General features: G+C 53.8%; 15 protein-coding genes, 1 pseudogene and 1 riboswitch. Of the genes and pseudogenes, 9 read left to right on the top strand and 7 right to left on the bottom strand.

Features of this window, described 5'->3' with window-relative positions:
• A pseudogene (locus tag JMF85_RS08120) lies at positions 1 to 271 on the top strand (hypothetical protein); the annotation flags it as partial.
• Between the two features lie 98 nt (positions 272 to 369).
• Here the strand turns inward: JMF85_RS08120 and JMF85_RS08115 are convergent.
• Positions 370 to 1,770, bottom strand: a complete 1,401-nt coding sequence (locus tag JMF85_RS08115) for an MFS transporter (protein WP_127608078.1) — start codon at positions 1,768 to 1,770, stop codon at positions 370 to 372.
• 243 nt (positions 1,771 to 2,013) lie between these two features.
• Here JMF85_RS08115 and JMF85_RS08110 point away from each other — a divergent pair, with 243 nt between their 5' ends.
• From JMF85_RS08110 to JMF85_RS08100, 3 genes are all read left to right on the top strand, one after another.
• A complete protein-coding gene (locus tag JMF85_RS08110) occupies positions 2,014 to 2,736 on the top strand; it encodes a class I SAM-dependent methyltransferase (RefSeq protein ID WP_054797491.1) in 723 nt (240 codons plus the stop codon).
• Between the two features lie 13 nt (positions 2,737 to 2,749).
• Positions 2,750 to 3,466, top strand: coding sequence for a nucleotidyltransferase domain-containing protein (locus JMF85_RS08105; RefSeq protein ID WP_236595778.1), 717 nt, complete (start codon positions 2,750 to 2,752; stop codon positions 3,464 to 3,466).
• Between the two features lie 79 nt (positions 3,467 to 3,545).
• Complete coding sequence (locus tag JMF85_RS08100) at positions 3,546 to 4,049, top strand: CcdC family protein (RefSeq protein ID WP_054800467.1); 504 nt, start codon at positions 3,546 to 3,548, stop codon at positions 4,047 to 4,049.
• Between the two features lie 172 nt (positions 4,050 to 4,221).
• Here the strand turns inward: JMF85_RS08100 and JMF85_RS08095 are convergent, their stop codons facing one another.
• A complete protein-coding gene (locus JMF85_RS08095) occupies positions 4,222 to 4,986 on the bottom strand; it encodes a sugar phosphate isomerase/epimerase family protein (protein WP_054797489.1) in 765 nt (254 codons plus the stop codon).
• A 97-nt stretch (positions 4,987 to 5,083) separates the two neighbouring features.
• Entirely contained in the window at positions 5,084 to 5,311 is a 228-nt protein-coding gene (locus JMF85_RS08090; RefSeq protein ID WP_127608079.1) for a 3-dehydroquinate dehydratase, read from the bottom strand.
• Between the two features lie 404 nt (positions 5,312 to 5,715).
• Between JMF85_RS08090 and JMF85_RS08085 the strand changes: the two genes are divergently transcribed.
• Entirely contained in the window at positions 5,716 to 6,207 is a 492-nt protein-coding gene (locus JMF85_RS08085; RefSeq protein ID WP_127608080.1) for a MarR family winged helix-turn-helix transcriptional regulator, read from the top strand.
• Positions 6,204 to 7,472: an MFS transporter gene (locus JMF85_RS08080; protein ID WP_236595777.1), complete on the top strand. Its 1,269-nt coding sequence runs from the start codon at positions 6,204 to 6,206 to the stop codon at positions 7,470 to 7,472. The genes JMF85_RS08085 and JMF85_RS08080 overlap by 4 nt, the downstream gene beginning before the upstream one ends.
• Before the next feature lie 93 nt (positions 7,473 to 7,565).
• On the opposite strand, the gene JMF85_RS08075 is transcribed toward JMF85_RS08080, so the two are convergent.
• The 4 genes from JMF85_RS08075 to JMF85_RS08060 form a co-directional block, all read right to left on the bottom strand.
• On the bottom strand, positions 7,566 to 9,971 hold the full coding sequence (locus JMF85_RS08075; RefSeq protein ID WP_201318029.1) for an EAL domain-containing protein: 2,406 nt from the start codon (positions 9,969 to 9,971) through the stop codon (positions 7,566 to 7,568).
• 79 nt (positions 9,972 to 10,050) lie between these two features.
• Positions 10,051 to 10,137: riboswitch (cyclic di-GMP riboswitch) on the bottom strand.
• A 247-nt stretch (positions 10,138 to 10,384) separates the two neighbouring features.
• On the bottom strand, positions 10,385 to 11,533 hold the full coding sequence (locus tag JMF85_RS08070; RefSeq protein ID WP_201318028.1) for a metallophosphoesterase: 1,149 nt from the start codon (positions 11,531 to 11,533) through the stop codon (positions 10,385 to 10,387).
• Between the two features lie 47 nt (positions 11,534 to 11,580).
• Entirely contained in the window at positions 11,581 to 11,763 is a 183-nt protein-coding gene (locus tag JMF85_RS08065; RefSeq protein ID WP_201318027.1) for a hypothetical protein, read from the bottom strand.
• Positions 11,764 to 11,776: 13 nt separating this feature from the next.
• The gene (locus JMF85_RS08060) at positions 11,777 to 12,328 is read right to left on the bottom strand and encodes a hypothetical protein (protein WP_054797485.1); all 552 of its coding nucleotides are present in this window, start codon (positions 12,326 to 12,328) and stop codon (positions 11,777 to 11,779) included.
• Between the two features lie 262 nt (positions 12,329 to 12,590).
• On the opposite strand from JMF85_RS08060, the gene JMF85_RS08055 reads away from it, so the two are divergent.
• The 3 genes from JMF85_RS08055 (at position 12,591) to JMF85_RS08045 (ending at position 14,554) form a co-directional block, all read left to right on the top strand.
• Positions 12,591 to 13,340: an alpha/beta fold hydrolase gene (locus tag JMF85_RS08055; RefSeq protein WP_201318026.1), complete on the top strand. Its 750-nt coding sequence runs from the start codon at positions 12,591 to 12,593 to the stop codon at positions 13,338 to 13,340.
• Positions 13,341 to 13,595: 255 nt separating this feature from the next.
• Positions 13,596 to 14,243: a hypothetical protein gene (locus JMF85_RS08050; RefSeq protein WP_127608085.1), complete on the top strand. Its 648-nt coding sequence runs from the start codon at positions 13,596 to 13,598 to the stop codon at positions 14,241 to 14,243.
• A 155-nt stretch (positions 14,244 to 14,398) separates the two neighbouring features.
• Positions 14,399 to 14,554, top strand: a complete 156-nt coding sequence (locus JMF85_RS08045; RefSeq protein ID WP_127608086.1) for a DUF1540 domain-containing protein — start codon at positions 14,399 to 14,401, stop codon at positions 14,552 to 14,554.
• Positions 14,555 to 14,655 lie beyond the last annotated feature (101 nt).

Below are 14,655 nucleotides of genomic sequence, written 5' to 3'. Positions count from 1 at the left end.
TCCGACGGGAGCCCCGCAGAGCCCGCCGCCATCGTTCATCCCGCAGCAAAGCGGCCAGCAGCTGTTCGCGGTCGATCCCGGAGGGATACGCCGCTGCTTGTTCCGGTTCGTATACATTTGGCAGCAAAACGGCGAGCAGTATTGGGCCTATTTGACCTTCGTCGGACGAAATTCCTTGGCCGGTTTCCGCTGGTACGGATTCGGTCCGTTCGGGCGCTGGATTTATTTCGGCCTCGATTTGCGGCGTGTGGAGCAATTCTTCTGCTATTGATGCTGGATGTGAGCCAAAACCGGCATATACCGAAAGAACCGTCTGCGATTGATGTGATCGCAGACGGTTCTTTCGCTTGCTCCGGTTCCCAGGGGCCGTTATGATCCGACTTTGGCGGCGCGGCCGTAGCTGCGGTAGTACAACAAGGCGCCTAAAACAATGACCAGCGCGGATAGAAGCATCAGATTGCTGTACATCCACGCCTTGGACTCCCAGACGAACGGATTCAGCTTGAATTGGAACATATTCTCTGCAAGCACCCGCCCGACCAGCGCCATCCCGACGGCGCCCGAAATAAAGCCTACGAGATTGAACAATCCCATGCCGACCCCGGTTTCCTCCATCGTTAGCGTCCGCGACACGCTGTTGGCGATAGCCGTTTGGATAAAGGATAGCCCGATGTAGGTCAGCACCATGGCGCCGGAAATCAGCCACGCGTTGAATCCGACGAAGCTTGAGATCAGCACAAGGCTGGCGATCAGCAGCAGGATGCCGATCGACACGACGAACGGATTGCCGCGCTTGTCCGCCAGGCTTCCGCCGATCGGCCCGAACAGCACCGCGCTGATCGCACCCGGGAACAGCACCCAACCGACTTGATTGGCGCTGAGTCCTTTCACGCTATCCAGCATGAACGGAACGGCGTACATAATGCCCATGACCGTGCAAAAGATAATAAACGCTACGATCAAACCGTTTCGGAACAACACGTTTTTGAATAAAGAAGGCTCGATGAACGGTTCTTTCGTGCGACGAATATGCAGCGTGAACCAACCGAGCAGGCCGACGCAAGCGAGCAGCCAATACCAGTGCGACTCCGTGGAAAATAAGATAAGCGCGGCGACTCCCAAGGCAATCAAGACCGCTCCTGCCACATCCACCTTCCCCGGCTTCGCCCCTTGGCTCGGAAGCGTCCGGTTGAAGAACGGCAGCGAAATTAATGTAAAGACAGGAATGAGGAACAAGTAAGACCAGTGCAGGGAGGATGACACGAAACCGCCGATGACCGGGCCGATCCCGACCGCAAAGGCGACCGTCGAATTCAAAATACCGAATACTTTCCCCCTGTCTTCCATCGAGAAATACCGCGCGATCAGAACCATGATCAACGCCGGTATCGCCGAGGCGCCGGCTCCCTGCACCGCCCGGAACAAAACGACCAGCGGGTAGGAGAATTGGCACACATAGCCGAGCAACGACCCGACATTATAAATGACGATGCCGATGACGATCAGCTTCTTCAGACTAAAAATATCCGACAGCTTCCCGTAAATAACCGAGCCGATGGCGAAAAAAATGATGAACGTCGTGGATACCCAGCTGACCCCCGAAGGCGTTAATCCGTACTGCTCCGCGATGCTCGGCATCGAAACGTTGAATACCGTCTCGTTCAACACCGCGAAAAAAATAATGAACATGATCCATGGCGCCGTTCTCCGCACGTCGAGTGCGGGGTACACGGCCTTATCCCCTGCGCTTTGCGCGCTTGAATCCAACATCTGATTTCTCTCCCTCCCTATCCGAAAACCCATAATATCACATCATCCCGGTGAAAAGAGCGGTAAGTTTGGTTATAGCCAAACATTACTTGCACTTCTTCATACACTTTAACCGCTATCCCTGACAGGAACTGTCATAGTCATAAAAGAAAGAAAGTAGCGGAACGGAGCATCCACCTATAACCATTCTTCCAATCCTACATAAAATACATGGAGTTAAGTTTACTGAGAAGGGGTGAAGCTATGCGATACTTGGATATGCTGACGCGCCTTGGCGTAGGGAGCGCACATCCCGGCGGATTCTCCGCGACGCTCGATCAAATGCAACGTTATCCCCTTCCTCCGGGAAGCCGGATCCTCGAGGTCGGCTGCGGGACGGGACGGACCGCTTGTTATTTGGCGCGGCAAGGGTTTGCGGTTACCGGACTCGATCTGCGGCCCGAGATGCTTGTCAAAGCAGCGGCTCGCTCCGCCTCCGAGCAGCTGCATGTCGATTGGGTGGAAGGCAGCGTTACGGCGCTTCCGTTTCCGGACGAGACCTTCGACGTTGTGCTTGCCGAATCGGTGACCAATTTCACACACATCCCCGAGGCGTTGGCGGAATACTACAGGGTGCTGCGTCCGGGCGGAACGCTATACGACCGCGAGGTGCTGGCCTTGGCAGGACTAAAGGAAAGCGACAGCCAAATGTTGCGCGATTTCTTCGAGTTCGGCGGCTTATTTAACGAAGAGGAATGGTTGTCGGCCTTAAGCGCGGCCGGATACGAACGCTTCGAGCTGGTGGATCGGTCGCTTTTTGAGGAGCACTTGAGCAGAGATCAAATGCAGCATCCGGATCTTCATCAAATGATGGACCACGAAGCGATCATGGATCCGGCGCTATGGCAGCTTTCGCTTCGGCACGACGAGCTCATCGACGCACATCGGGACCGTCTGGGCTACGCGCTTATACGCGCCGAAAAATAAACGTGAATCGAGCGTGATTCCTGTGAGAATGAACGGCATGGAAGCGGCCGGACGTTGTATCGATACGTATTTCCCGAACTGCGAAGCGGCGCTGCTGGCCGGCAGCGTCGTGCAAGGCGGCGAAACCTCCGCCTCCGACTTGGACTTGATCGTATTCGACGAGTCGCAGGAAGGACCATTCCGGCGAACGTACCGCGCATTCGGCTGGATCATCGAAGCGTTCGTCATGACCCGCGATTCGTACCGCTACTTCTTCGACCAAGCGATTGACAGCGCCATCCCTTCCATGCTGCGCATGTGCGCCTGCGGTCAGGCATTGAAGGGAGAAGACGCTATACGCGACATTGTGAGCGAAGCGAGAGACGCCTTGGCAGCCGGGCCTTTCCCCTGGTCCGTGCAAGAGCTTGACCGGGCCCGATACGAGATCGGCGAATCGCTCGCCGACTTGTCGGGCGACCGCAGCGACGCGGAGTGCTTGTTCATTGTCGCCAAGCTTACGCTGCAGCTCGCTTCCTTCGCGCTGCGCAGCGCCGGCTGCTGGCTCGGCGACGGCAAATGGCTGTACCGCGAGCTGGAGCGGCACAGCCTCGAACAGAGCCGCGAGCTGCTCGCGGCGCTGGACGCCTATTATACGAATCGCAACCCGGAGCCGCTGTTTGCGCTCACTGGTCGCTGGCTGGAGCCTTACGGCGGCTTGCTTGCGGAAGGTTATGCAGAGGGCTGGACGTAGAAGGGCATGAAGTAGAATCGGCTTCCTGCCGGTGGTATAATCATGTCAATCAGACGATTCAACCGGGAGGCTGTATACGTTGATTCACTTCGGCACCATCCAACTGCACACCTTCGCCAGCGCCGGCATGGTGGTGATGGCGCTGCTCGCCGTCTTCGTCCGCTCGCGCGCCGGAAGCAAGCCGATCACCGTGTCAAGCATCGTCATGCCGCCCATCGGGATGAGCACCGGCTTTCTGATGTTCGCCCTGCCTTTCTTCCGCATTCCGCTGGCATGGGCCGGAAGCGCGTTCCTCGCCGGTCTGCTGCTGTTCTCCTATCCGCTCATCCGCAGCTCCAGGCTGGAACGGCGCAGCGGCGGCATCTACGTCAAACGCTCCAAATCGTTCGCTCTGGTGCTGCTGATCCTGCTCGCGCTTCGGCTGGGACTTCACGAGTACATCGAACGTTTCGTTTCGATTCCGCAAACAGGCGCTCTCTTCTTCATTCTTGCGTTTGGCATGATCGTCCCTTGGCGGGCAGCCATGCTGCGGCAGTACATCCGGCTGCAAGCCCGGTCCGAGCCTAAGGATACGCGAAACTAGCGGAACAGCCCGTTTCTCCGGCCAACAAAGGCAGCCATCGTTCTCCTCGAAGAACGATGGCTGCCTTTGCCATACCTATAGCGAAACGACGATACCCGCCGTCTGGGATTCCAACGCGGCCAGAATGACGTTCACGGAACGCAAGTCTTCTTCGCCGGAAATCCACATCTAATTACGCCTGCTGCACATCGTGCTGCTTCAGCCAGTTCAGGCTGTTGGCCACGCTCACCAGCGGCGGATTCTGACAATGATCCTGCTCGACAATCAGCCATTCCACGCCGGTTTCCGAGGCCGCCTCGATGACGTCATTCAACGGAACGATGCCTTGGCCGAGCTCCAGCGTCTGAACCCCGTCGCCCTCGTATTTAAAATCCTTCAAATGAATCAGCGGCAGCCGCCCTGCATATTTGCGGATATAGGCAAGCGGATCTTGGCCGCCACGCATCACCCAGCACACATCCATCTCCACCAGCAGCGTCTCCGGCGACGTCGATTCAAAGATCGCATCGAAAATGAGCGAGGGTCCGAGCTTCGCTTCGAACTCGAACTCGTGGTTGTGATAACCGAACGCCAACCCTTGCCTCCGCACTTCCTCCCCGTACGCTTGCAGCTCGGCAATCACCGATTTCCAGCCTTCTTCGTTCGTATCCGGGGACACATACGGGCATATGATGTATTTGCCGCCGATCGCTTTCAAATAATCGATCTCGCCCTGCAGGCCGGACTGCAGCCGCTGTAAGCCGACATGGCCGCCGACCGCCCGCAGGCCGAGCTCCTGTAACAGCGCATTCATCTCCTCGGCAGGCACACCGCCGTAACCCGCAAATTCTACGCCTTCGAAACCGAGCTCCGCCACTTTACGCAGCATGCCGCGAAAATCGGCCTCCGCTTCTCCCCGAAGCGTATAAAGCTGCAACGCTATTCCCATTTTACCCATGCGTATCACGCTCCCGATCAGGGTGGTATGCAGGACGCAACCTCCTATATAACTTACATACGCTTCAGCCGTAACCGAATTAAAGAAAAAAGTCCCTCTAATAGAGGGACAGAGCAAGCGAATCTCTTTCGTTGAAGGAATGCAGGATAGCTTCGCATCCGACAACTTCGATGCTGATTAAGGTTTGCAAGCATTTTTGCAATGCGTTTCTTCCGGTTTCCACCTTTTTGTCGAGGGCCGCTCTTAGCAGCTTGAGCGTTTTCTTATTCAAGTTGTCGGCGAAGACCGGGATTTGTTTGTTTTGAAAGTTAACAAAAACCTTCATCCCTAACACCGTCCCATCTATCAAAAAATCTAGCGGTACTGCGCCATGCGCTTACTTACTTAATAGGATAAATTACGATGATTAAAATAAGCTTAAAATAATATTACAAAATGGCAACAACTTTGGCAAATTTCCGCGTCATATTCACGCTCTCAACAACAAACGACCTGGGGCGAACCGTATGAAAAGCATCCGGCCGACGCTTGTACACGCTCGCGGCGAAGCGGAGCTCACCGGACCTCCTCCAGCAAACGCCTGTCGTTCGGACCGGATTTCTCCCCGTTTTCATCCATTCGGGCGATGGCTCATCATGGCAAAAGAACCGTTGCAAGAGCAACCGTCAGGATTTATACTTATTTATAGTGGCATTTGCAACTGATTATTTAAACACGAGGAGGATTCCGATGCCGGATCATAAATATACGATTTCCCGCTTGATTTCGCTGCTGTACCGTACAGGCCAAATGTACATCGGCAGCCGGTTGAAGGAGCACGATATCGGGAAAGGCCAGTATATGTTCCTCAGCGCGCTGTATAAACAAGACGGCTTGAGTCAGGAAGAGCTCTCCGATTATTTGATGATAGATAAAGGCACGACGGCCAAAGCGTTGAAGAAGCTGGAAGAACAAGGCTATGTAAGCCGCGAGGTGAGGGATGACGATAAACGCTTTTACCGGGTATTTCTAACCCCGAAGGCGCTTGAAATTAAAGACGAGGTGCGCAGCGTATTGGCCGATTGGCGAAGCCTGCTCACCTCCGGCTTCACGGAGGAGGAGAAGGAAGCGGCAATCGCGCTGCTCGACAAGATGGGCCATAACGCCGCCCGGTTTACGAAAGATAGCAGCCGCTTACAACCGGAATCATCCGAACATCAGGAGGCAGGTGACAGGTCTTGAATGTAAAGCTAGCTGGCGCTCGGCTCGTCAATAATCATTTTCACGCGCTGACGCATCGGAATTATCGATATTTTTGGATGGGGCAATGCGTCTCGCTCGTCGGAACGTGGATGCAGAACATCGGGCAAGCATGGCTCGTGCTGACATTGACGGGATCGCCTTTCCTGCTCGGTCTGATCGGCACGATCCAATTCCTGCCCTTCACATGCCTGTCCCTGTTCGCAGGCGTCGTGATCGACAAGTTTCCGAAAAAGCGGATTTTGCTGGTGACGCAGAGCATGTCGATGCTGCTCGCGCTGACGCTGTCCGCACTCGTCTTTACCGATACGGTCCGGTACGGCTACGTCATGGTGCTCGCCCTGCTGCTTGGCCTGACGAACACGTTCGATATGCCGACGCGGCAGGCGTTCAATATCGAGATCGTCGGGAAGGACGATCTGATGAATGCGATCGCCTTGAATTCGATGACGTTCAACCTGGCGCGAATTCTCGGACCGGCAATCGGTGCGACGATGATGGCGCTGCTCGGGCCGGCCTGGTGCTTTCTGTTGAACGGGCTAAGTTTTATCGCCGTCATATACGGTTTGCTGCAGATTGAGGCGGTCCCGTATGTGCGGGAGAAAAAACAGAACATCGGGGTGTGGAATGAGATTAAAGACGGTCTGGTTTATATCCGGGGAGATCAAGTGCTGCTGCAGACGCTGATGATGGTAACCGTCGTCGGAACGCTCGCCTACAATTTCGCCGTGCTCATTCCCGTATTCACGAAGGACGTCCTGATGATGAAGGAGCAGATGTACGGGCTGCTCATGTCGTGCCTCGGCGTCGGCTCGTTCGGCGGGGCGCTTGCGATGTCGTTCATGAGTAAGAAGGGCCCGCGCCGCAAGCTCATCCTGATCAGCTCCGTGCTGCTGTCCGTCTTCCTGCTGCTGATCGGACTCACCCATTCGCCTCTGATCGCCAGCTTGTGTCTGGCCGTCACCGGCGTATTCAACATTCTGTTCGCGACAAACAGCAACTCAACGCTCCAGATACACGCGAAAGACGAGTACCGCGCGCGCGTGATGAGCATCTACTCGCTCGTCTTCGCCGGTTCGACGCCGATCGGCAACTTCTTCGCCGGGTATGCGGCCGACCGTTACGGTGCAAGCGGCGCCTTTATGCTGTGCGGAGGCATCTGTCTGACGCTGTGCCTGGGGATCATTTGGATGTTTCGCCGGAAGGCCTCATCCGTTACGCCCGGCGAAGCCTTGCAGCAGAAATAACCGTTCGGCCCTCTGGGCTGAACGGTTATTTGGCTTTCGCCCCTTCCGGGGATGGATTCGGAAAGAACGCCAAACCGGACATCGCCGCTGCTTCTACTTATGCATGTGATAGGCAGGGGGCATCACGCTGATCCCTTGCTGTCGTTCCCTCGCCAGAAAGCGAACAAACTCGTCGGCCGGCAGCGGACGGCTGGCGAAATACCCCTGCACTTCGTCGCAGCCCAGCCGCGCCAGCATGTTCCACTGGCCGAGCTCCTCCACCCCTTCGGCAACCACCTTCTTGCCTAAGTTGTGGGACATCGCGATCATCGCAATAATAATCGCCCGGTCACTGTCGTTGGTCTCCAGCTCTATGACGAACGAGCGGTCAATCTTGATCGAGTGAACCGGCAGCTGCTTCAGCAAAACCAACGACGAATACCCTGTACCGAAATCATCGATCGACAGCTTGACGCCGAACGACATGATTTCCCGGCAAATGTCGGCGCAGCCCCCCTTGTCGAGCATCGCCGTGCGCTCCGTAATCTCCAGACAGAGCAGCGAAGGCTCGATGCCGGTCCGATTCAGCGTATCGGCCAGCACATCCGGAAACTTCGGATCAAGGAACTGCTTGGCCGACAAATTAATCGATATGCAGAGCGGCGCATACCCGGCTTCCATCCACTTCCGCAGCTGCTCGCAGGCGGTGTCCAGCACCCAGTAGCCGATATCGACAATCGTGCCCGATTCTTCCGCCAGCGGAATAAATTCGTTGGGCGGGATCAATCCCTCCTCCGGGTGGTGCCAGCGAATCAAGGCTTCCGCTCCGGTCACACGCCCGCTCTCCATATCGACCTGCGGCTGGTAATGAAGCGCAAACTCCCCTTGTTTCAGCCCTTTGCGAATCCAGCCGTCCATGCGGAACCGCTCCTGCTCTTCCCGATGAATGAAAGGATCATACAACACGTACCGGTTCCTTCCCGATTGCTTCGCATGGTACATCGCTAAATCCGCAAACTGCAGCAATTGTTCCGCCTGTTGCCCGTGCTCGGGGAAGAGAGAGACGCCCACGCTGGCGGAAATATAATAGGACTTATCCTTATACAAGAACGGCGCCTGAAATCCCTCGAAAATGTCGTGGCAAAGCTCGTAAATAGAAGCCTGGCTCTCCGAATGCGGCACGATCATCGCAAACTCGTCTCCGCCTAAACGGAAGACGGTCGCGTCGAGCGCCGCTCTCTTCAGCAAAATATCGGCCACATGCTGCAGCAGCAAATCTCCGACATGATGGCCTTGCGAATCATTCACTTTCTTGAATCCGTCCAAACCGATAAGAATGACGGCAATTGATCCTTGATGATGCTTGACGGCGGATAATGACTCTTGGAGCCGCTGCTGGAACATAAACCGGTTCGGCAGGTCCGTCAATGTATCGTGGTACGCCAAATGCCGATTTTTCGCTTCTGCCAGCTTCGTTTCCGTAATATCCAATAAAGCGACGCATTGAAACCGCTCCCCGGCGGTATAGATGAATTCGCTGTCGGCGCGAACGAACCTGATGTCGCCTTGCCTGTTGTGAACCGCATATTCTCCTCTATACAGTGCTTCGCGCCGCGAATCCTCTGCCGGCTTCGCAGCGTCCTCCTCGCACGGGGTCAACCATTCATCCAGCCGGCGCATTGCCGGCTCCTGGTGCAAGGGTCCCAGCATCGCCTCCGTCTGGGCATTGGTTTCCCGGATGATACCGTTCCGGTCCACGATCAGAATCGACACCGGCGACATTTCGCACAATATCTTACGTTCGATAGAAAGCAGGAAATCATACTTCATCATCGCATACCGCATGAAAAACGCATAAATCAAAACGCCGAACATGCTAAGATCGGGCATCCACAGATCGTCCGGCACGATAGAAAATCGCTTATGAGAGGCAAGCAGCACCGCCCATGCTCCTCCGAGACCAACCCCCCACATCACCATCTGCAGTTGCTTGCGCTTGAGCTTCAATTGAAGAGCAGCCGCTTCGCGCAGACCGGCGCCGACCAAATAGAGCGACAGCCCCATCGTGTACACGGCCGTCACGACCGTCACCCCCATTAACAGCGGACTGACCTCATGATAACGCCATCCCCCGATCTCAGCGATCTCGATGTAGGACCACTGCGGAAAGAGCAAGGTCGATAGGCCCGAGAGGAGCGGCGCATAGCAAAGAATGAGCAACAAGGGGCGGCTCATCGCCCGGTCCCGCTCGCTCAGCAGCGCACAAAACCGGATGAGCAAACACATCGCCGCAAACGCGGGGAGATAAATAAACAAGTAGCTTATCTTGCCCGAAAAAGGAACCGTGAATAAGCTGGTCATAAAATTGCCGAACAACATAAGCATGGCGGAGAAGAAAAACAGTGAGGCGCATTGGTTCAACCGGTCACGCTTGTTGCGCTGCAGCGTTTCAACAGCCATATAGAATAGGATGAAAACAGGAGTTAAAAACAAACTGAGGGAAAGAAGAAAATAAAACATGTCTCTTACCTCCGAATCGAGTGCTGTGATGCCTCATTCAGTTACGGAGGGCTGATCGGTTCATTCCCCATAAACGGAAAACGGCAACTGGCTGGCATGCGGCGAATGGCGCGTAGCCCCTGTAGTTTTGCGTCCCATATTTTCATATGGTTTGCCTAAATTTTAGGTGATGTCTAGTTCTTTTATAGCATGCTTTGTCGAAAATTGAAAGCGTTTTTTGCAGGATGTATGATGCCCGGCGTTTCCTCCCGAATTTTGACGAATCGTAAAGCCGCCCCTGTTTGCGATTGCGGCGATCGTGTCCATCTTCTGGCGAACAGCACGAGGAGCCCTGCGAGTGTCCAGCCAGACAGTCGCAGGGCCGATCGTGATCCGGTCACCATTTTTGAGACGTATACCTGCATTCAGATGAATTACCCTTGGAAGGTAACTCGAATGTCCAGCAGCTCGGATCGGCTTCCGATACGCAGCGGCGGTCCCCATGAACCGAAGCCCGAGGAGACGATCGCATGCATGACGCCTTTGCGCAAATAACCCCAATCTAGTTCGAAAAGGCGCCGTGTAATCAAATGGTTCGGCATCATTTGGCCGCGGTGCGTGTGCCCGGACAGCATCAAGTCGACGCCCGCTTCGGCGGCTGCGCCGAGTTGATGCGGCTGATGATCCATCAGTATAATCGGCTTGGACCGATCCACGTTCGAGCTTTCCAGCAGCGCATCGACGGTAAGCCGTCCTTCGTTCGTGAAGCTCTCTACGGCGTGGTCTTTGCGCCCGGCGACATACAGACCGTCCTCGAGCTCCACGACGCGATCGAGCAGTACGTCGATGCCGATCGCCCGCATCCGCTCCACATACTCGGCGATATGGCCGCCGATATATTCGTGGTTGCCGAGCACGGCGTACACGCCGAGGGGAGCGCGCAGCCCGCTCATCACCTCAGCCATATTTTCGCGTACGAAAGGCTCTATGCTGTCGTCGAGCACATCCCCCGGCAGCAGAATGAGATCCGGCGCAAGCGATGCCACCCGCTCCGTCAGCCGGGAGAGATGCCGTTTGCCGACCATCGTGCCGAGGTGCAGATCCGAGGCGGCGGCAATGCGCAGCTCCTTGCGCCCTCCGCCCGGCTTCACGATCTCGATGTCGTAACGGCGGACGATAGGATTCCACGCGTTCCAGGAGCCGACCAGCAGCAGCACCGCCATGACGGCCAGTACGGCGGAGCCGACGACGGTGACGGCAACCGAGGCATCGGTTCCCGTTAAGATGAGCAGCCAGGCCGTCAGATCGGCGAGCGGCACGAGCAGAACCGCGTAGAACAACAGCCCAATTCCATAGGAACCGATAACCTTGAGCGCTTTGTACAACGCGTACGGCATCGCGCGGCGGGCCAGCATCGCGATCAAATACGAGAAAGCCAGCAGCACGTACACGAATATAAACAACGCGTCGGGGGCTGCGGGCATGACAACGTTCCAATACTGCAGGCCGCTCCATCCGATGAAAGCGCTCAGTCCCAAATAAGCGAGCAAGATCAGAACAAAAACGGGGATTCGACTTCTCATTTCATCTGGCTCCCTTGCTGTGAAAATGTTCATTTGCAAGTATTGTCTCATATTTCATGCCCACAGGTAAAATGCAGCCGGCTCGGGGAAAGCGGCAGCCGCTCCTGCTGCGCCTCCCCTTCGTTCAGCTTACAGTCCGATGGCAGCAGCTGCGCTAGAGGCACCGTACCGAAGAATCGAAAGGAACAGCACGTTTTTCCGTCCGAACCGGTCGGATAACGGTCCGCCAAAGAACGCCTTTTATCAGCCGGCCGCGTATTCGTGCATGTGACGGATATACTGGCCGACCATCGCATTCAGCGCTTCGCTCACGTCTTCAAGGTCCGCTTTCCCGGCCAGCTGCGTAAGAATACGCCCGACGGCCTCGTCGCATGCCGGTTTCAGCGACGGCTGCACCCGGCTGAAATCCTCCAGGTACGCCGGAACGAAGAAGCAATCGAGGGAATTCATCGCGTAGACGTACGGCTCGGCCCGCTCGTCGCCGCCATTCCACGCTTTCAGCTTGTCATAAAGCTCGCTTAACGTAATCAGTCCGAGTCTGTAGGTGCGCCGCGCATATTCGTAAGACGTCGGATCTATCAGGCCGTTCTCGTGCCGCTTCTTGTTCGTTTCATCGAGCAAGTACAACGCTCCGCCCCATTCCGAAGCGAATTTCAACCAGAAATCCGCATCCTTCGTCCCGATATCGATCCGGATCCGCTCGTCAAACACGAGATCCGGATTCGCCGCCAGCAGACGTCTTGCTTCCTCGGCACTCCCGTTTCGTTGGTTTCCCTGTTCGCTTCCGCTGTTCATCTGTTATTCCTGCCCCTTTGATCAGAATCTGTTGTTCTCCTATCATACTACACGAAACCTATTTTATATAATGGCTCCTTAGGCAAGAGACGTCTGAAGAAGCCGGCGTTATCCGCGGGAGTTGAACAAAATTTGTGGGTCAACTCATTTCGCGCAATCTAAAATATATCCCTGTTGTTGTTTATACTGCAACAAGTCTATTTCGTTATTTTTCATTTCGTCATAATATGATAATGATTAATAATAAATAGAGGTGATCACATTGTCTACATACGTACTCGTACATGGAGCCTGGCATGGAGCATGGTGCTGGGAGAAGATTGTTCCTTTACTCGAGCAAAAGGGTCATACCGTTCACGCTATTGATTTACCGGGACATGGTTCTGATCAAACACCTGTTTCACAAATTTCACTTAAGAGCTATACGGATAAAATTTGTTCCGTTATTGATGAAGCAGACGAACCTGTTATCCTTGTTGGACACAGCATGGGTGGTATGGCCATCACGCAAAGCGCCGAATATCGTCCGGAGCAAATAAAAGCACTCGTTTATGTAACCGCATTCTTGATTAGAAATGGAGAATCCATGGTAGATGTGATTCAAACGGATGCCGGGGCTCTGGTAGCATCTAATATGATCGTATCCAGTGACGGCAGTTACGCAACCGTTAACGAGGCAAAAATAAAAGAGATTTTTTACGGCTGTTCTGAACATGCTGATGCAGAGCGTGCGAAATCTTTATTGAATGCTCAAGCTTTGGAAGTTTTAGCAACAAAGTTAAGTCTGACGGACGAGCGGTTTGGTCAAGTTCCGCGTTATTACATTGAGTGCCTGCGTGATCAAGCGATAACGAACTGGTGTCAAAAAAATATGTACGCTGCAACTCCCTGTGAAAGCGTCTACACTCTGGATACGGACCATTCGCCGTTTTACTCAACCCCTCAAGAACTGGCGACGATTTTACTTGAGATCGAACAAATTAATCAGGTAGCGGATGATCTGGTTTCATAAATGATCGTTCTTGAAAAGTTCCTTACACCAAGAGGCTGTTGACAAAGTATTACCTAAGAGTTTAAAAAGAACTGCGTAGAATTTATTTCTATGCAGTTTTTCTTTGGGGAAATTGCCATGCTTTCAGGAACAATCCCATGGGTTCGATCGTGCGTTCGGTTTCCCGCTTTTGTGAATCCGTCCAGCAACATTGCTGATGGGTAATGCGTTTGAGATAAGATAGCGTTGTAAAGATTAGGATCGGAGATTAGATCGATGAAAAATTCCTTTCATCCTGGGGGGGTAACTATGCGGGCATTTCTAATGGTTTGTTCTTTCCTTATTTCCATCTCTGTTTTGTCCTCCTGCACGAAATCACAAGAGGTACAACGCGACTTACTCCATGTGAAGCCTGTAAATGTATTTGAAGGTGACGCCAAAAAGTTCCAGCCCTTTATGGGACCCATGTCAGGAGCGGTGAAACTAAACTATAAAGGAGATCAGAAATCGATTAGGGCAACCGCTGAAATATGGGAGAACGGGGTGAAAAAACAGACCATTGGGGAATTCAGCACATTGTTGCGAAGTGAAGAACAAAGAACGTTTGACGGTGAATTCATAGTTTCGATGAAAGAGCTGGATACTGACAAAGAAGGAACCCATTACATGGCCACAGTAGCCATCATTCATGAGGATGGGTCCTCCAGCACTCAGTTTCGGATTGATTCCCCTGTGAAGCACACATCAAAGATGCCGGTCACTTTGGGCAAGCCTATAGATGTTCCCGACAACGAGGAGGCTGCCGTTTGGGGGATGCAGGCAACGAATGAAAACAGCATGAGAACGATCGATTTTACGCCTGAATCTCTGAAAAACGCAAAGTGGGTTATACTCTTTAAAATTAATATGTCAGATGACTCCTAAATCTAGCGATCAAGTTGCGGCAGATCGTTGCCGTTGAAACAACGAAAAAGGATAGAGGCACCGGATCCGTTCCGGTACTTCTATCCTTTTTTTCATGTCCTATGTATATTTTGCTAGCTACTGAACCCACACTATGTAACAAAGGAGGTGAAACCATGGCACAAGATGTATTATGCGAAGTGAACTCCTGTAAGTACTGGGCTGCAGGCAACAAGTGTAACGCTTCCTCGATCTATGTCGTCAGTCATCGCGGAAAGCAAGCCAACAACTCCGAAGAAACCGACTGCAAAACGTTTGAATCTAAGCTGTAACTTCTTTTGGGGCGACCTTGTATAAGGTTGCCTCTTTTTCGTCTACATCCGATAGTATACCCAACATTGATAATGATAATCATTGTTATGTTGAAATATTC

Origin of the sequence: Paenibacillus sp. EPM92, from assembly GCF_016586185.1 — a bacterium.
Lineage (GTDB): Bacteria > Bacillota > Bacilli > Paenibacillales > NBRC-103111 > Paenibacillus_G > Paenibacillus_G validus.
The sequence above is the reverse complement of the archived record's forward strand: the minus strand, read 5'-3'. Positions and strand labels throughout refer to the sequence as shown.